The organism is Paucisalibacillus globulus, assembly GCF_900184735.1.
Lineage (GTDB): Bacteria > Bacillota > Bacilli > Bacillales > Amphibacillaceae > Ornithinibacillus > Ornithinibacillus globulus_B.
The window spans coordinates 153,602-169,892 of record NZ_LT855390.1 but is presented as its reverse complement, the minus strand read 5'-3'; the positions used below and the strand labels follow the sequence as shown (position 1 = coordinate 169,892).

At 36.2% G+C, this 16,291-nt stretch carries 19 protein-coding genes and 1 other annotated feature; of the genes, 6 read left to right on the top strand and 13 right to left on the bottom strand.

Annotated features, from left to right (window positions below):
* Positions 1 to 337: 337 nt before the first annotated feature.
* Positions 338 to 1,243, top strand: a complete 906-nt coding sequence (gene cyoE / locus BN999_RS10170) for a heme o synthase (protein ID WP_096271264.1) — start codon at positions 338 to 340, stop codon at positions 1,241 to 1,243.
* A 137-nt stretch (positions 1,244 to 1,380) separates the two neighbouring features.
* On the opposite strand, the gene BN999_RS10165 is transcribed toward cyoE, so the two are convergent.
* The 7 genes from BN999_RS10165 to BN999_RS10135 form a co-directional block, all read right to left on the bottom strand.
* Complete coding sequence (locus BN999_RS10165) at positions 1,381 to 2,592, bottom strand: DUF418 domain-containing protein (RefSeq protein WP_096271263.1); 1,212 nt, start codon at positions 2,590 to 2,592, stop codon at positions 1,381 to 1,383.
* Positions 2,593 to 2,737: 145 nt separating this feature from the next.
* Positions 2,738 to 3,652, bottom strand: a complete 915-nt coding sequence (locus BN999_RS10160; RefSeq protein WP_255247441.1) for a GNAT family N-acetyltransferase — start codon at positions 3,650 to 3,652, stop codon at positions 2,738 to 2,740.
* A gap of 43 nt (positions 3,653 to 3,695) precedes the next feature.
* The gene (locus BN999_RS10155) at positions 3,696 to 4,547 is read right to left on the bottom strand and encodes a DegV family protein (RefSeq protein ID WP_096271262.1); all 852 of its coding nucleotides are present in this window, start codon (positions 4,545 to 4,547) and stop codon (positions 3,696 to 3,698) included.
* A 189-nt stretch (positions 4,548 to 4,736) separates the two neighbouring features.
* Entirely contained in the window at positions 4,737 to 5,912 is a 1,176-nt protein-coding gene (locus BN999_RS10150; RefSeq protein WP_096271261.1) for a tetratricopeptide repeat protein, read from the bottom strand.
* A 29-nt stretch (positions 5,913 to 5,941) separates the two neighbouring features.
* A complete protein-coding gene (locus BN999_RS10145; protein ID WP_096271260.1) occupies positions 5,942 to 6,121 on the bottom strand; it encodes a hypothetical protein in 180 nt (59 codons plus the stop codon).
* Between the two features lie 31 nt (positions 6,122 to 6,152).
* A complete protein-coding gene (locus BN999_RS10140) occupies positions 6,153 to 6,722 on the bottom strand; it encodes a histidine phosphatase family protein (protein ID WP_096271259.1) in 570 nt (189 codons plus the stop codon).
* Positions 6,723 to 6,979: 257 nt separating this feature from the next.
* Complete coding sequence (locus BN999_RS10135) at positions 6,980 to 7,828, bottom strand: patatin-like phospholipase family protein (RefSeq protein WP_096271258.1); 849 nt, start codon at positions 7,826 to 7,828, stop codon at positions 6,980 to 6,982.
* Between the two features lie 190 nt (positions 7,829 to 8,018).
* On the opposite strand from BN999_RS10135, the gene BN999_RS20620 reads away from it, so the two are divergent.
* From BN999_RS20620 to BN999_RS10125, 3 genes are all read left to right on the top strand, one after another.
* Positions 8,019 to 8,156 carry a hypothetical protein gene (locus tag BN999_RS20620; RefSeq protein ID WP_176481942.1) on the top strand — a complete coding sequence of 46 codons (138 nt, stop codon included), beginning with the start codon at positions 8,019 to 8,021 and terminating at the stop codon, positions 8,154 to 8,156.
* Between the two features lie 217 nt (positions 8,157 to 8,373).
* Positions 8,374 to 8,643, top strand: coding sequence for a hypothetical protein (locus BN999_RS10130; RefSeq protein WP_096271257.1), 270 nt, complete (start codon positions 8,374 to 8,376; stop codon positions 8,641 to 8,643).
* A 43-nt stretch (positions 8,644 to 8,686) separates the two neighbouring features.
* The gene (locus tag BN999_RS10125) at positions 8,687 to 8,968 is read left to right on the top strand and encodes a hypothetical protein (protein ID WP_096271256.1); all 282 of its coding nucleotides are present in this window, start codon (positions 8,687 to 8,689) and stop codon (positions 8,966 to 8,968) included.
* A gap of 54 nt (positions 8,969 to 9,022) precedes the next feature.
* On the opposite strand, the gene lysS is transcribed toward BN999_RS10125, so the two are convergent.
* On the bottom strand, positions 9,023 to 10,483 hold the full coding sequence (lysS, locus tag BN999_RS10120; protein ID WP_096271255.1) for a lysine--tRNA ligase: 1,461 nt from the start codon (positions 10,481 to 10,483) through the stop codon (positions 9,023 to 9,025).
* Positions 10,484 to 10,566: 83 nt separating this feature from the next.
* Positions 10,567 to 10,829, bottom strand: a binding site (T-box leader).
* Between the two features lie 232 nt (positions 10,830 to 11,061).
* Here lysS and BN999_RS10115 point away from each other — a divergent pair.
* Complete coding sequence (locus tag BN999_RS10115) at positions 11,062 to 12,516, top strand: NADP-dependent glyceraldehyde-3-phosphate dehydrogenase (protein ID WP_096271254.1); 1,455 nt, start codon at positions 11,062 to 11,064, stop codon at positions 12,514 to 12,516.
* Between the two features lie 140 nt (positions 12,517 to 12,656).
* Here BN999_RS10115 and BN999_RS10110 read toward each other — a convergent pair whose 3' ends face one another.
* From BN999_RS10110 to BN999_RS10095, 4 genes are all read right to left on the bottom strand, one after another.
* Positions 12,657 to 13,010, bottom strand: a complete 354-nt coding sequence (locus BN999_RS10110) for an ASCH domain-containing protein (protein WP_096271340.1) — start codon at positions 13,008 to 13,010, stop codon at positions 12,657 to 12,659.
* Between the two features lie 26 nt (positions 13,011 to 13,036).
* Complete coding sequence (locus tag BN999_RS10105; RefSeq protein ID WP_255247439.1) at positions 13,037 to 13,690, bottom strand: HAD family hydrolase; 654 nt, start codon at positions 13,688 to 13,690, stop codon at positions 13,037 to 13,039.
* Between the two features lie 63 nt (positions 13,691 to 13,753).
* A complete protein-coding gene (locus BN999_RS10100) occupies positions 13,754 to 14,218 on the bottom strand; it encodes an AAA family ATPase (protein ID WP_373453629.1) in 465 nt (154 codons plus the stop codon).
* Positions 14,219 to 14,593: 375 nt separating this feature from the next.
* Positions 14,594 to 15,082: a GNAT family N-acetyltransferase gene (locus tag BN999_RS10095; protein WP_096271252.1), complete on the bottom strand. Its 489-nt coding sequence runs from the start codon at positions 15,080 to 15,082 to the stop codon at positions 14,594 to 14,596.
* A gap of 146 nt (positions 15,083 to 15,228) precedes the next feature.
* On the opposite strand from BN999_RS10095, the gene BN999_RS20615 reads away from it, so the two are divergent.
* Positions 15,229 to 15,390, top strand: coding sequence for a hypothetical protein (locus tag BN999_RS20615; protein ID WP_176481941.1), 162 nt, complete (start codon positions 15,229 to 15,231; stop codon positions 15,388 to 15,390).
* Between the two features lie 164 nt (positions 15,391 to 15,554).
* Here BN999_RS20615 and BN999_RS10090 read toward each other — a convergent pair whose 3' ends face one another.
* On the bottom strand, positions 15,555 to 16,289 hold the full coding sequence (locus BN999_RS10090; protein ID WP_096271251.1) for a pirin family protein: 735 nt from the start codon (positions 16,287 to 16,289) through the stop codon (positions 15,555 to 15,557).
* Between the last annotated feature and the right edge of the window lie 2 nt (positions 16,290 to 16,291).

Here is a 16,291-nt window from a genome sequence, read left to right as displayed (position 1 = left end):
TACACTTTCCATATAATAGGAAACACGGGACTTTTCTACCGGATTACATGACATTTTCTAGATAGGTTGTAACATGATTGAGATGGTTTTGTAACGGGAGTGGGTTATTTACCTTTGTATGCAATAGAGAAAAAGATTACGGCAAGACTCACAAATTAAATCATAGCGATTGAAGACTTGTTTTTTGGCATTATTCTACAAATCTCGACAAACGCCATGGGGAAAGGTTCCTTGGATTAACGTTAAATTCAAAGTTTAAATTAAAAAAGTGAATGAGTTTAATGATATAGTATGGGAAGATGTTTAGTATGTAATAGATGTTAGAAGAGGGATATATATGAATCTAGAAGCACATGACAATCATTCGTTTATCACGGATCTTAAATCGTTAATCAAATCTGGAGTTCTCCTTGCAAATGTACTACCAGTATTTTCTGGTTTTTGGTTAGCTATTTATTTTACAAACGCTACTTTCACGGACCATATTGGACTTTTTTTACTGACTATGATTGGAAGTACATTGGTTATGGCTGGTGCTCTAGTCATCAATAATTGGTATGATGTTGATATTGACACCGTAATGGATAGAACCAAAAAACGCCCTACTGTGACAGGGCATTTTTCCTTGAGAGCTGTATTAACCATAGGAATTGTATGTACATTTTTAGGATTTTCACTTCTTGCTTTTACAACATGGGAAGCCTCCATCTATGCCTTTGTCGGTTGGTTTACCTATGTCATTCTCTATACCATTTGGTCGAAGCGCAGGTACACGATTAATACCGTTATTGGAAGTATTTCTGGGGCAGTTTCACCTTTAATTGGTTGGGCTGCAATTACTCCGGCCAATCATGAAGTACCTATTGTGTTATTTCTAATCCTATTTATTTTTCAGATGCCCCATACGTATGCAATTGCCATTCGCAAACATGATGAATATAAAGCAGCAGGTGTGGCGATGTTACCAGTAGTTCGCGGAATAAAGGTTACTAAGATACACTTTTTAGTTTACATCGCTTGTCTCATTCCATTACCATTCTTTATACACGAACTCGGTGCTATCTTTGTTACCATCACAACTCTACTTCATCTTGGATGGTTATTCTTAAGCATCAGTGGTTTCAAAGCCAAAGACGATTTAAATTGGGCACGCCTGAACTTCCTCTATTCGGTAAACTACATCTTTATTGTTTTTCTGTTGGTAATTGTTGTTACGGTTCCGGATTACTTTGGATGGTGGTAGCCATTGCCATGGGGACAGGTTCCTCAGCTTTATTTGTAACTCATTATCTCCAAATGCAGTCGAGTAGGAAACTTAAATATTCTCGAAATCCTTTTCAACAAAAAAGAGCCGAGGAACATCTCCTGGCTCTTAGCTCGTTATTCAACTCTTCTCTGCTTCATTGGTTGGAGCTTCATATAAGTAATTGTCCGCCAGATCCATTCAAACGGTCCAAATCGGAACTTTTTCAACCAAAGTGTACTGATTACGATTTGGCCTGCAAAAATCACAAGACAGATGAGAGTCCCCATCACTAGACTGATATCTCCATACCAACCAAGACCTACGAAAATCCCAAGCGATAAGATAGTTTGAAACAAGTAATTTGTTAATGCCATTTGTCCAGCAAATCCTAACATCCTTAATCTCTGCTGCCAAACATCTCTTCTAAGTAGTAACGTTAAAGCGGAAATATAAAATAAGCATAACGGATAACTACTAATGCTGGTTAATGCAAGAATCACGTAGGTTTGTTTTACTCCCCAGTCCAAAACCCCAAATGTAAATAATCCTAATAAAATCAACAATGGTATGCTAATTAGCAGGGTAATGAAACATACCTTTTTAATAAATGGTAGGTACTTAGATATATTCTGGAAAATTCCAGCCTTTCCTGCTGCTAACCCAATTAGAAACATTGCTAACACCGGAAGCATGGCAGGGATAATATTCAAAAAGATCATTGGTAACTCTGCTCCGAGGCGATAGCTTAGCCACTCCAGATATCCAGCATTTTGATAGACCGAAGCATACTCGGAAACAGCACTTTCCATCACAGTTCTAGGCACTTCTATTTGCTCCAAAAATGAATTTGGTATTAAAAGTGTAAGCAAATTGAACGCATTATACACCAACAGTAAACTACCTGCCCAGATTAACATGGTAATAATCTTTCTCTTATAAAATAGTAGTAAAAACAATCCAGCAAGTGCATACGTATGTAAAATATCCCCGAACCATAGTCCAATAAGGTGAATCAGTCCAAACAGTAATAATGCTAGCATTCTTCTTACAAAAAGACTCGTTGCTCCCAATCCCTTCATTTCAGCTCGGCTAATAAAAATATAAAAGCCCAGTCCAAATAGAAACGAAAAAATGGTAAAAAATTTCATATCAATAAACAAGGTAAAAAATGCATCTAACCAATAATCCAAACCGGTATAAACCGGTTCATACCCCTGCATTTGTTTCATAAAAATAGCTCTGTGAAACGATGGCATATTTACTAAAAATATCCCAAACAATGCAAATCCCCTAATGATGTCTATGGTAAGGATGCGTTCCTTAATCCCAATTGGTGTATTCCCCATATTATCTTCCCCTTATTGTGTCTTTTTCTTTGTTATCCAGAAATACGTTTGGGCAGATATAAAGGTTTCAACCAATAATTTTGTCCCTTTAGAGATTACACCATCATTCTAGCAATATAATCATTTAGCTTATTCAGGTTACTGGTTAAACAAGCTCCGTGTAAAATCTTCTTTCTTCCTCTACAACATTAAATCCAACAGAACGATATAAGTTTAATGCTTTTTCATTCTCTGTATCTACCATTAACCTCGCCTTACCAAAACCAACATCTTTTAGATAAGTCAACGCGGTAGTTAAAAGAAATTTAGCAATTCCCTTTTTCCTCCATGATTCCTTCACAAACACATCCTCGATTACACCCATATCCTCTTCTTGCCAGGCCATAGCACTAGCAATGATACTTCCATTCTCCCATACCGGAATGGCAGTCCAGGAAGGATAACTCTTATAATCTCGTAATCTGTTAAACCCTAATGCATCATCTGGCCAAATTTCAAATTCTGCCTCTAAATATTGCTTTTCCTCTTCTAAACTATCCATCTTCCAAAATTCCGATTGTAATTCTGGATGAATTAAATCAACTGGTTCAATCGGTTGTCGTAGATCTCTTTCCATCGTGTATAACGTGTTCAAGGGCTTAAAGCCTTTCTCTTCTATAAAATAACGATTGTTATTTACTTCCGTTCCAAAATTCCCAACGCAAAAATTGGTCTGGTAATTAGCAGAAAGATACTGTTTAAGCTCTAATGCACGATCATATAATGCCTGATATAACTGATCCTGCAACATAAAATCCAATTCTAAGTCTGGTAGTGTCTTCAAATTCAGATAGATACTATGTTTACTTTCCTTTGGGTGTCCATCTGGAATGCTGTTAATTATCTCAACCTGACCTTTTGCGACTATTTCTCCATTCTCAAAAGCACAAAATACATTCTCCCAATTCTCTTTTGGACCAACCCACCAAAACACGACCTTTCTATCCCTTGTTACCTTTTGGTAGAAATCACCTAATAATGGCATATCCTTTTCTTGGAAGTTTCTAATCTCTAAATTCATATTGTATGGTTTCTCCTCTTTCTATAAATATGATTAATATTATTCATTTTTCCAATCCAGCTATTCCAAACCCACCTGGTCCTGCATGTGTGGAGATCATGGCACCTGCTTGTATCCAATCTATCCTTTCAAATCCATGCTCATTTGCTATAGTCGTCATTCTCTTCTTTATATCCTCTGCCAGACCAACAGAATACAATAAGTAGATTTGTCTTTTGTCCAAGTCATATTGATTTAAATAATCCCGGAAAAGTCTCTCCGTAACTGAACTCATTGGCCCTCTATATTTTTTAGTAGACACCAGTTTTCCCTCTACCAATTCAATACGAGGTTTGATTTTTAACAAGGCTCCTCCAAGGTAAGCTAAATTACTAACTCTTCCGCCAGCTTTTAAAAATTCAAGACTTCCTGGCACAAACGCTAGTCTAGATTTCGGTACAATCGCATTAATTTCTTCTATTAGATTTTCAGGTTCTATGGAAGAATCATTTGCTAATAGATCCACTACATACATGACAATGGCTGCTAATCCACCAGTAACATTAAGTGCATCAATAAGATAAATATCTTCCAAGTCTTCTGTTGCTAGGATAGCGTTTTGAAAAGAAGAAGATGCCTTAGACGTATATCCAATATGAATCACAGCACAACCTGGATTGTTTGACTTTATATCTTTAAAGAACTCTGTATATTCATGAATATTCGTAGCAGTAGTGGAAGGGATTTTTTTCGTTTTCTCATAATAGTCATATATTTCTTCTACTGGTAATGAGCCGTCAAGATAATCCTGATTATCCATGATCACATGCATTGGAACCACATGTACTTGATGCTTCTTAGTCCACTCATTCGGTAAATCCGCTCCACTTTCTGTGGTCAATATAATGTTACTCAATTAAAAATCCCCTCTCATCTTCCTTAATCTTTCTAGCAACAAACTATTATATCTATACTAACTATACAATAAATTGTAAATTATTTCAGAATTTTTCCAGAAGTTCACTTTCTATATAAAAAGGACCTGAAACTCGTATTGAGCTTTCAAGTCCTTTAGTTTGGCAACTTCTTACCACCTAGTCCAGGATTAGGAGATAGTTGCCCTATCATTCGTCATCTTTACAAATTTATGTTCATATAATCGTTTCTTCTTATAGTTGCCAGTGCTCTCGAAGAACGCAATAACATCTCCAATAGCGCTCTCCAGAAGATCCCGTTCACTTGTCTTTTCCAATTGTTCAATTGCTTTTTCATAATTTCTTCCAGCTTGTTGTTTATCTGATTTCTCTTTGTGATCCAGACAATACGCATATTGCATATAAATCATCCCAAGCTCTCTAGCGGAATAGTTAGGATTCTTAAGATGTATACTAATTGCCTTCTCATAATATGGTATAGCATCATCAAATTTGGATTGGTCAAAATAATTATACGCCATTTCTGTGTATGCCTCTGCATGTACAAGTTTATTCACCAGTGCAGAATCCTCTAGCATTGGAATTGACTTTTTCAAGTACATGGTTGATTTTTTATAATCCTTTTTACTTCCATACATCTTCCCGAGACTTACCAGGCTATTAATTCTAATTTCTACATCTGTTTCAGTTGAAAGTTCTAGAGTCCTTTGTAAGTATGTAATTGCCTCATCATTTTCCTGATTCCTTGCATGAAGAGCGCCTAGTTTGAAATGCAAAAAGAGTATCATCTGGCTTTCTTGTTCTTTATTTTGAATAAAAGTTAAGGCTCGCTTATAATACTTAATTGCCCGAACAAACTTCTGTAAATTTTCTTCCGCTTCTCCTAATACGAGATAGGCACTTGCTGCCTTCAACGGTTCAAACGATTCTTCATTTTCTATCTGTTTTACCGCATCCGACATGATTTTTCGTGCAAGCTTATAATCACACATGAATGCTAAATTACCATATAAAATGATGTCATCTACTTCTTTCTTATAGTCACCCTCATACAAATCTTTAATGATATCCGCAGCCTTCTTCCCCTCCCCTACTTGTGAATAACAAGTAGCCTCCAGGATAGATAACGTCCACGCTAACCGTTTACTCACTACATATTTTCCCCGAAACATCTTTGTTTTCGATAGGACATTCAGAAAGTGACCAAGGCTAAATTCATCTGCAATTACTGATAAATCTTCTTGGTTATGCTCCTCGGCATGTTCTTTTATATGTTCCGCTAAATTTAAGATATCCATTGTAGACATAACTCCAATCATTTTCTTCTTTACCCACAGTGTATCCATGTAAAGGTAAATATAAAATAACTGGATTTCTATTTATCTAGATTGAATAATCGAGAAATGAATTCTGCACTTCCTGGAGAAAACATAAATATCGACAAGGCAATACACAATACCCCAACCAAAACCAAGCTAAATTTTTTATTTCCACTTAGCCCTTTTACAACCAATACGATTCCCAAAAATAATATTAAGAAATACCAAAAACCCATAAGTTCACCCCCCTTATACTGTTTAAATCACCTAATTTTTCCATATTCTATTTACATCTACTAATTCCCTTTCCTTAAATTCCATACTGTATATATCTGGTTTGGATGTTTGTAGCAAAAACTCCAACTCATATTTACTATCAAAATAACCCATTATTAAGGTCATAACAGCACCATGAGTGCCCACAACTACCTTTTGCCCTTGATAAGTATTTAATATTTCACTTAAGGTATTTATAGCTCTTTTCTGGCAATCATTATTAGACTCTCCCCCAGGCAAAGCGAAGTGTGGATCAGAGAATGATTTGTTTAATAAAGGTAATAACTCTTCATCAGGCAGTCGCTTATTATCCACTGTAAATATTCTCTCTTTAAGGTCCTCGAATACCGAAACTTTTTGTCCTAATTGATTTGCTAGTTCTTGAACGGTAAGAATTGAACGCTTGTATGGACTGGAGACAATTGCGTTAATGCCTTCGTCTTTTAGGATAATCGTGATTTTATGGGCATCTTTATTGCCTTTTTCAGTTAATCCTCTTGTTCTCTCGTTTCCAATTTTTGGTGAATCACCATGTCTTACCATATATATAAAAGTTCTCATACTAGTCCCCCAGATTAGTTCAATTACATTAAAAGCTATTCCATAATATTACCCGATATCAATACAATACTTATGTATTCTATGTATATAGATATTCTTTGTATATAATAATACTACAATAATGTATGATGAAGTTCAATCTAACTTGCAGAATTATATTAATACGGCAAAACTCCAACAAAAAAAAACACCCTAATCACACGAAGACAATCTATTGTCATGCTTGTGATTTTCGGGTGTATTTCCAAAAAGTTTATTTAGGATAAAAATTCCTTTAACGGTTCAGATAGTTTTCTAACATCTTCAATTCCTTGATTGTACAATGCTGTTAACTTGTCCTTATTTCTCTCAATACGTCCAACCTCTAGCTTTTCGAGTGGACTGATTACAAATACATTTCCCTTTCTTTCTTCTTCAAAGATATAATCAAGTGTTTCATTATAAACACGATGACGATTTTCCAATGCTTTTAATAAACCGGGATATTCTCGATATTTTCTTTGGAAATACCATCCGAATGATTGTGGATTTTTAGAATACCCTCTGTTTCTAGTTAAGATAACAACATTTTTTCGATTACCATCTTTCTCAGATTGCCTAATGGGAATTGGGTCAGATATCCCACCATCCATTAGCATACGTTCATTAAATGGAACTATAGGGGCTACTAATGGCAAGGAACTAGATGCACGTATAACTGTAAGTATATCTTTTTTATAATCTTCTCTTTTATAAAAAATAGCTTCCCCAGATATACAGTCTGTAACCCCGACAACGAATTCTTCCTTAGCATCATAAAAACCTTCAAAATCAAATGGTTCTAATTCATTTGGCAAGCTATCGAATAAAAAGTCCATCCCAAATAACTGCCTTTTCTTTATAAAATTTCGAAATGATAAATAATCCGGATGATCGATATAATCAATGTTCACTGCCCGATTGCGATCCATTTGCCTTGATACATAGGAGGAACCATTACAAGCCCCCGCAGAGACTCCAATGATATATGGCAAATAAATATCCTGCTCCATTAAATAACGGAGAACACCCGCCGTATAAACTCCTCTACTTCCTCCACCTTCCAGTACTAATCCGATATTTTCCATAAAATCTCCTCTTGTCCGAATAAATTCTAGCTTTTAATTTAATCTATATCTTAATTATAAATGTACGGAGCCTAACTTTCTAACGATAATTTGTTTTTCAGCCATGCATAGCCGATTATTTCTCTATAAATTTGGCAAGATAACAGTAGCATGGCATAATCATGATCTTACGAAGAGAAGGTGGAACTTAGTGAAAAAGCGAATAGAAGCAAGAAATGGTGTTCAAAAACGCAAGCGCAACCCAGGGTTAACTAGAGAAGAAAGAATTAATTCAGCTCTTCTCTATACTCCCGAGTTATATACTTGGACAGACCGAAATAATAAATAAGTATAATCTTTTTAAATCTAAAAAATCCCTCATGAGATGTATTTTCATGAGGGATTTCCATATACATGAACAATTAGTTTACTTATTGTTTTACACTTTTTCACATAAGTATATAAGGGAATGAAATGAAACGTTTATCGCTGTAGATTCGTATGTAAACCAACAGGGATATGGAATGATTATATTATGCCCTACTACCTTTGAGGAGGAATCGAATATGTTTTTCTTTAATAAAGAAGATGTTTACTTAGGGTACTCCATAGAAGAATTTTCAAAGGTTAGATCCGCTTTAAATAAAGAAGGTATAAAATATACTACCAAAGTAAATGACACTTCAGGAAGTTGGCTGGGAGCTGGAACATCGCGTGGAAACTTTGGCAGTTCGGGAATGAATCAGAACTATGAAAAGCAATATGTTGTTTCTGTAAAGAAGAAAGATGTTGAACACGCCATGTATCTTGTTCACAGAGCTTTGCATCAAACATAAAACAGGGATAGAAAAAATACTGAATTAACGAGGAGTACAGTAAATGCCATTAAAACTATCTATCTATTCAATAATTACCGCATTCTTTTATACTGGAATATACTTAGGTATGTTATTGTACTTTCATCTTTTGGGAAATTTAGATTCATTTAATCTAGTAGCAATACTACCTTTATTTATAGGATTTGTCTATGCAGCTATTTACAGTTTCTTTGTTAGCAAAGTCTTTATAAAGGATAACAAAAAGGATAAAAGGTTATTCCAAATTATCACGATTGCTGGGTGCTTTGTATTCTTGTTATATGTTGTCTTATCCCGTATTTAATGGGGGACATCGAGAAAGGTTTGTATAATCTTTCCCGTGTCCCCTTCTCCATTTCTAAAGCTTTTTGGTGATTGGAAATAGAACACAATCCTTAATAGATTCACTATCCGTCAGCACCATAAGTAGCCGCTCAATCCCGAATCCCCAACCAGAAATAGGGGGCATACCGTATTCCATTGCTGTGAGATAATCTTCATCCATTTCCATCGCTTCTAAATCGCCATTACTCTTTAAGACTGCCTGAGCTTCTAGCCTTTTCCTCTGTTCAATTGGATCAACTAATTCAGAATAGGCATTTATTACTTCTGCTCCATTAATGACTAACTGGAAACGATCTGTCAATTCAGGATCATCATCATTTGCTCTAGCTAGTGGAGATAAATCAATTGGGTGTTGTATCAAAAAGGTCGGTCTTATTAATTTTGGTCGACTCACTTTTTTGTATAGAAGGTCAATGAAATTCCCTCTCCCTAATGTTTCAATCTCGGGATGCTCTAACTCAATATTCCTATTCATTGTTTCACGGTATAAGTCCAACACACTCGGATATTGGTCGATATCAATACCTGTGTCTTTTAAAATTAAATCCCTAAACGAGATAATCTCCCATTCTTGTGAAAAATCGATGGTATGACCCTGTATCGTAATGCTAGTCGTTTGGAAGACTTGTTCTAAAATAGTTAACACCATCTCCTGCATTAACCTCATGGTATCTTCGTAATTCCAGTAAGCAGCATATCCTTCCACCATCGTAAATTCCTGAAGATGCTGTGGACTTACTCCTTCATTTCGAAAACACTTTGCAAATTCAAATACATTCGTAAAGCCCCCTACAATCAATCGCTTTAAATACGTTTCAGGGGCAATTCGCAAGTTCATTTCCGTGTCTAATGAGTTATGATAGGTCCGAAATGGTTTCGCAATTGCCCCTGAAGAAGTATGCTGTAAAACTGGTGTTTCTACTTCCAAGAACCCTTTGTCCTCCAGGAATCTACGAATAGCACGTACCATGTTGATCCTAGTTAACATCCGCTTCTGCGTTTCTTGCGTCATCATGAGATCTAGGTAACGTTGCCGATACCTAAGCTCAACATTACTTAACCCATGCCATTTTTCCGGAAGAGTCCGTAATGCTTTTCCTAAGAAAACATAGCTTTCAATTCGTAGAGTTTTTTCATTCGTGTTAGTACTGTATATGCGCCCTTCTACACCAATAAAATCCCCTATATCAAAGTAGTTTTGGAAAAGGCTATATTGTTCTTCACCAATTTCATCTAACTTTAAAAGCAGTTGTAGACTTCCTTGTACATTCGATATATTTATAAACATTAACTTTTTAAAACTCCGCACACTCATGATTCTTCCAGAAACCCGTACACCAGTTATTCCGTCTGCTAACTGGGCTGCTTCATATAACTCATAATTAGTTGAAAACCTATCAGGGTTTCCTGAAATTCCTTGTGCTCTTAAGGCTTCTAACTTCTCTATTCTAAGCTCTCTTTGGTCATTACTCACTTTCATTACCTCCTGTTATTTTGTGTATTGAATCTCTCTCATTTAAAAAACAACAAAAAACTCTCACCCCCAAGATTATGCATCTTGAGGACGAGAGTTATATCTCCGTGGTACCACCTCAGTTTATTGATACGTCACCATATCAACCTCTTCGGGTACGTCAATTAAATAATTGATTATACCCTATCTCAATAACGGGAGATCCCGTCGCAGTATCACTAAGTATACTTAGATCCGTGCGAAGCTCCGAGTCTTTTTTCGCAAGTGACTATTATTACTCCTTCCCACCAACAGGAGCTCTCTGAAAATAATAATTCACAACTACTCTTCTCTTCCTAGCCTTTTATTCGAATTAAAGTTTCATCTATTCTAAAACATATCGATTATTTAGTCAAATTGTATTTTTCAGGTAATAACAATCTATTTATTACCTAGTCATAAAACTTAAGCATAGTAGTTGACCATAATATATGATAGATAGTAAAGTAATATACGTTATATAATTTTCACTTCTTAATCAATCTAGTAACGATTCGTTAAGATGGAAATTAACACATTCTATCCAAAGGAGAGTAAAAATGACAACTTTTGATATAGCAACTAGAACAAATAAATTGTACATTAATGGTGAATGGCAAGAAAGCCAATCAGGAGAAACCATTAAAATAACTTCACCTTATCTTCACGAGGTAATTGGAGAAGTACAAGCCATTACTAGAGAAGAAGTAGATAAGGCCATCACATTTGCACATGAGGCACAAAAAGACTGGGCAAAAGCATCCATTCAAGAACGTGCCACATATTTATATAAATGGGCTGAGGAATTAGTCCGTATGCAAGATGAAATAGCTGACATCATTATGAAAGAAGTTGGCAAAAGCAAAAAAGATGCTACTAATGAAGTCTTGCGTACAGCGGATTTCATCCGTTATACCATTGAAGAAGCGCAACATATGCAAGGGGAAAGCATGAGAGGTGATAGTTTTCCAGGTGGTTCTAAATCAAAAATCGCTATTGTTGACCGTGTCCCATTAGGAGTAGTGCTAGCTATTTCTCCATTTAACTACCCTGTAAATTTATCTGCGGCCAAAATAGCTCCTGCATTAATGGCTGGAAATGCTGTCATCTTTAAACCTGCTACACAAGGTGCACTTAGTGGAACGAAAATGATAGAAGCACTGGATAAGGCTGGCTTGCCAAAAGGACTTGTTAACTTAGTAACTGGTAAAGGATCAGTAATCGGTGATTATATAGTCGAGCATAAAGGGATTAATATGATCTCCTTTACCGGTGGTACAAATACCGGAAGTCATTTAGCGAAAAAAGCAGCAATGATTCCGCTTGTCCTTGAGCTAGGTGGCAAAGACCCTGGTATCGTTCGGGAAGATGCTGATTTAAATCTTGCAGCCAAACAAATTATTAGCGGTGCTTTCTCTTATTCTGGTCAGCGCTGTACTGCAATTAAACGTGTGTTGGTACATGATAATGTGGCAGACAAGCTTATAGGATTATTAAAAGAAGAAATAGAAAGATTGCCGGTTGGTTCTCCTGAGAACGGCAGTACAGTAGTTCCTTTAATTAGCAATAAATCGGCTGACTTCGTTGAAGAGTTGATTACAGATGCAATAGATAAAGGTGCTAAATTAGTAACAGGTAATATTCGCGAACAAAATCTAATCTACCCTACCCTACTTGACCACGTAACTGGAGATATGAAAGTTGCTTGGGAGGAACCATTTGGTCCTGTACTTCCAATCATTCGAGTGTCATCTGATGAAGAAGCAATTAACTTAACGAATGAATCAGAATATGGTCTACAAGCAAGTATCTTTACAAAAGATATCAACAAAGCATTTTCGATAGCTAGTAAAATTGAAGTAGGTTCAGTCCAAATTAATGGACGTACTGAGCGAGGACCTGACCACTTCCCATTTATTGGAGTAAAAGGATCAGGTATGGGAGTTCAAGGAATCCGTAAAAGCATTGAATCCATGACTCGTGAGAAAGTTACGATTCTTAATTTATCAGAGTAACCTTCTTAAAGTTTGAAATAATCCCGTATCACAATGATGGTGATATGGGATTTTCTTTAGAGAGTTTAGGGTCAAATAAAGTTACTAGATATATGCACTTCAAATTTGCACCTACTTATTAAACTTGAGATTCTATTTCTCTAATTAATAGAATCTGGAAGATTCACCCAAATTACGGCCCCCATTGGATGTTTATAAGGAATTGGGTCCCTATAGATTTTAGGATTCGTAAGCACCCAAGCATATGTCCTCCTATATGGTAATTCCAATACATTTTCACTCTGAACCCCATGAAGCTTCCTACTTTTTCGGTAATCTTCCAATGTTAACTCTACACTATCTATAAGGTCCACTTCCCCAAATACTTTGCCTGAACCGCTTTTTATAAGTGCAATGGTTCCTCTTATGTTCGTGTTTGAACCTCGGATTTCCCAGGTCTTTTTTCCATCTAATATTAATTCAATCCATGGTGACTTGATGATTAGTCCTTTCATTTGTTCCACTCTTCCCCTCAAAACTATTACAGCAACTGTTCATCTCGTAACAGCTCAAATAAGTTCTTCTTATCCCTTTCTAAATGTAGTCCCTTTATCCCTACTCTTTCAGACCCTTCAATGTTTTCCATTTTGTCATCAATGAAAATACTCTCTTGCCTAAGAGCTTGCGCTTGATCAAGGGCTATCTCATATATGGCTTCATCAGGCTTCGATTCTTTTACAAAGGCTGAAAGAATCATAGTATAAAAGTATTTCCGAATCCCTAATTTATCAAATACCCAATCCATGCTTGGCATTGCATTTGATATAACTGCTAACCTATATTTCTTACTAAGTTCCTCCAGAACATCTATTACCTCTTGAAAAAGCTCACAATGGACTGCATAGTGTGTTAAGTACAGTAATTCCTGAGTTAAACTTTCTTCCCCTATTTCTCTAGCAATTGTTCCGTAGAAACTTTTATAATAGTTTTCTTCCTCACACCAGGTTGTAATAAAAGATGCTTTAGTTCCATGTTTTGCCAGCTTAATAGCCTCATTAATTACTTCTAGTTGGTAACCTCTTCCCGTTAATAGATTTCTAATTCTGTCTTCTCCTTTAATTGGGGTATCAAACAGGACACCGCCCGCATCCAGAAAGATTACCTTCACTTGTTCTCGGACTTGGATTATAATCAACCTCCATTACTTCTGATTAGTCAACACAACGTCTCTTCATTACTTCTTACCTCTGTACCATTTCTAGTAGTTTTCAATTACAATCTCCCCCTCTCCTTCAGGCTCCTCAAACCCTTCCAGAAAAGATGATAAAATCTCCTCTGTAATTGGAAAAGCAGCATTGGCATCAAATCGTTCACTTCTGATTTTCAGTCTTCTGCGTAATTCATTAGCATCTACTTTCAAGTAAATAAGTTTCCACTTACAACCATTTTCTTCTGTTAGCTGTTTGTATTCATCTCTTTCAGCACGACTCCAAAAGCTAGAATCTAAGACTATTTTTCTGTTTTCTTGAGTGAGTTTAATTAGCTTGTTACGTATTCTTTTGTGCGACTCTTCTAGATACTCCCCATATTTCTCAGGAGGGTAATCTACACCATATCGACCGTAAGTTGACCACACTTCCTCATCAATCGATAGACGTACAAATCCTTCTGCTTCTAGCTTTTTTGAAAAGGTGGTTTTACCGGAACCTGCTACCCCACACATTAACACCACTAAAGAAGAATTATTTTCAGACTTTAAGCAATTTAAAATCCAGTTTCCCAACTTAACTCCCCCTCTCTTTATCAGCATGGTCTAGCCTCTATTGTTATTACAAAGGATGAACAGGTAAATTCAAATAATGGGTAGACTTTGGATAACGATCTGTTTTTTTATAACCCAGCGATTGATAAAATTTATCCGCTTGTTCAGAATCTGTATGTAAGACAATCGTTTGAAAATTAATGATTGCAGTGTCTAAGACTTTCAGTGACTAACTTCATCATTTCGACTTTGGACAAATTTTTTATTTCACTAATTATGTAATTTCACATATAACCTCCAAGATATTTTGTACCTTTTACCATATTCGCCTAACTCTCAACTGTCCATCATCCTACTCAAGATTTCTCCAGGTAACCCGTCAATCTCACATACCTGTTCTGAGTGAAAGCCATTCTTTAACAATATCTTTTTCGAGGCAATATTATTCGGGTCAATTACTGCAGTCAATCGTTTTATGTTTGTACTCGTTGCTTTTTGTATTAATGCTTTAGCAATCTCACTCCCATATCCTTTACCCCAGAATGGAGGGAGTAACATATATCCTAATTCCGCTTCTTCCTTTTTCTCTTTATTCAAAATTAAGCTACCAAGACCGATGAATCCTTTTGTTCCATGATAAATTTTGTACGTTCCAAATAATTCATACCGGGAATTTCTTTCTATTATTTTTCTAAAGTTTTCTTGAGCTTCTTCCAGTGTAATCGGGCGTTCCGTTATCATACGCATTACATCTTCATTTGAGACAAGGAGGAAGTATTGTTCAAAATCTGCTTCTTCAAATTTTTGAAAAGTTAAATCATACATGTTACACACACCCTATTATCATATATATACACTTAAAATTCTGACACAAATAACCATTCTCTACAACACTAATTTTCAGGGGGACTGTCCCCCTACCATTTAACAATCTTTATGTTGGGCATCATATGAATAGGAGGTGTTACATAATGAGTACGTATAATGAAGAGTTGAATCGTTCACAAGCATCTAAGAGGATCACTAACACAAGAAAAACTGATGAAACTTCCAATGAAGAAAGGCATAGCAAGAATGCAAGAGAATCAGCTATGGAACAGAACTACCCTAGGATTGACACGGAGAATTTATAGATCTAATCACTTTTGATTATGAGAAGAAAACTAATAGTGGATTTAGTTGGCTTCTCAATTAAAGGTTACAATAGATTGTTTGTCCCTTACTGGCATTCTGATATGGATAAAAAAGCTACACTTCCAATGTACGATTACCATTAGAAGTGTAGCTTATTTCAGAATTAACGTTTTCCACTAATTGTCCCTTTCAAGGACATGGGTGCATTTCGATCAACAAGGAACAGAACTAAGGTTGCATTCTCCGTTGTGTAAATAGGTGGTAAAGAATTGTCTAAATCGGTTACCGCTTCGTATTTGCTAACACGGACTTCCTCAATCTCAATCTCCCCATCCATTTCATAAAGAAAAGGCTGAAACCCTTTATAAAAAGGTATTTCTATCTCGTCCCCTTGAATAGGGTGGGCATCTAAAATATACACATTTTGCCTAACATGAAGTGGTGCCTCACTATCCTCTGGCCCAACCATCAAATACCAGTCTGGGTTATGGACAGGTTTCTCATGAAACTGAATAGTAGGTTCCAAATCTGTTTCCCTTGGTCGGACAAAGATTTGGAGCATTTCCACGTGTTCCTCTTTGACTATTTCCTCGTGCCAGAAGCTAGATCCAGCGTTCATCATCATCAGATTCCCAGGGGTAATCGGTATTTCTAATCCCGTTGAGTCACGATGAAACATTTTCCCGTGTCGTACATAGCTTAATATCTCATCATTGACATGCTCATGCATTTTAATAGTTAATCCCTTTTTCATCACTGCATGGTCAATTGTGCTAAGTGGTCCAAAGGCCGTATCCTCCCGGTTATCTCCTAGGATATCGCCAGCCCGAACTCGAGTTATCGTGAAAGGTCCTTTGAATGGTTGTTTGTGTTTGTCTGCGGAAAGTTTCTGTAACATGA

Bases quoted from the DNA above. Each gene is read 5' to 3' on its own strand.
- cyoE (WP_096271264.1), top strand. From the start codon at position 338: ATGAATCTAGAAGCACATGACAATCATTCGTTTATCACGGATCTTAAA.
- BN999_RS10165 (WP_096271263.1), bottom strand. From the start codon at position 2,592: ATGGGGAATACACCAATTGGGATTAAGGAACGCATCCTTACCATAGAC.
- BN999_RS10160 (WP_255247441.1), bottom strand. From the start codon at position 3,652: ATGAATTTAGAGATTAGAAACTTCCAAGAAAAGGATATGCCATTATTA.
- BN999_RS10150 (WP_096271261.1), bottom strand. From the start codon at position 5,912: ATGGATACACTGTGGGTAAAGAAGAAAATGATTGGAGTTATGTCTACA.
- BN999_RS10145 (WP_096271260.1), bottom strand. From the start codon at position 6,121: ATGGGTTTTTGGTATTTCTTAATATTATTTTTGGGAATCGTATTGGTT.
- BN999_RS10140 (WP_096271259.1), bottom strand. From the start codon at position 6,722: ATGAGAACTTTTATATATATGGTAAGACATGGTGATTCACCAAAAATT.
- BN999_RS10135 (WP_096271258.1), bottom strand. From the start codon at position 7,828: ATGGAAAATATCGGATTAGTACTGGAAGGTGGAGGAAGTAGAGGAGTT.
- BN999_RS10130 (WP_096271257.1), top strand. From the start codon at position 8,374: ATGTTTTTCTTTAATAAAGAAGATGTTTACTTAGGGTACTCCATAGAA.
- BN999_RS10125 (WP_096271256.1), top strand. From the start codon at position 8,687: ATGCCATTAAAACTATCTATCTATTCAATAATTACCGCATTCTTTTAT.
- BN999_RS10115 (WP_096271254.1), top strand. From the start codon at position 11,062: ATGACAACTTTTGATATAGCAACTAGAACAAATAAATTGTACATTAAT.
- BN999_RS10110 (WP_096271340.1), bottom strand. From the start codon at position 13,010: ATGAAAGGACTAATCATCAAGTCACCATGGATTGAATTAATATTAGAT.
- BN999_RS10100 (WP_373453629.1), bottom strand. From the start codon at position 14,218: ATGTGTGGGGTAGCAGGTTCCGGTAAAACCACCTTTTCAAAAAAGCTA.
- BN999_RS10095 (WP_096271252.1), bottom strand. From the start codon at position 15,082: ATGTATGATTTAACTTTTCAAAAATTTGAAGAAGCAGATTTTGAACAA.
- BN999_RS20615 (WP_176481941.1), top strand. From the start codon at position 15,229: ATGAGTACGTATAATGAAGAGTTGAATCGTTCACAAGCATCTAAGAGG.
- BN999_RS10090 (WP_096271251.1), bottom strand. From the start codon at position 16,289: ATGTTACAGAAACTTTCCGCAGACAAACACAAACAACCATTCAAAGGA.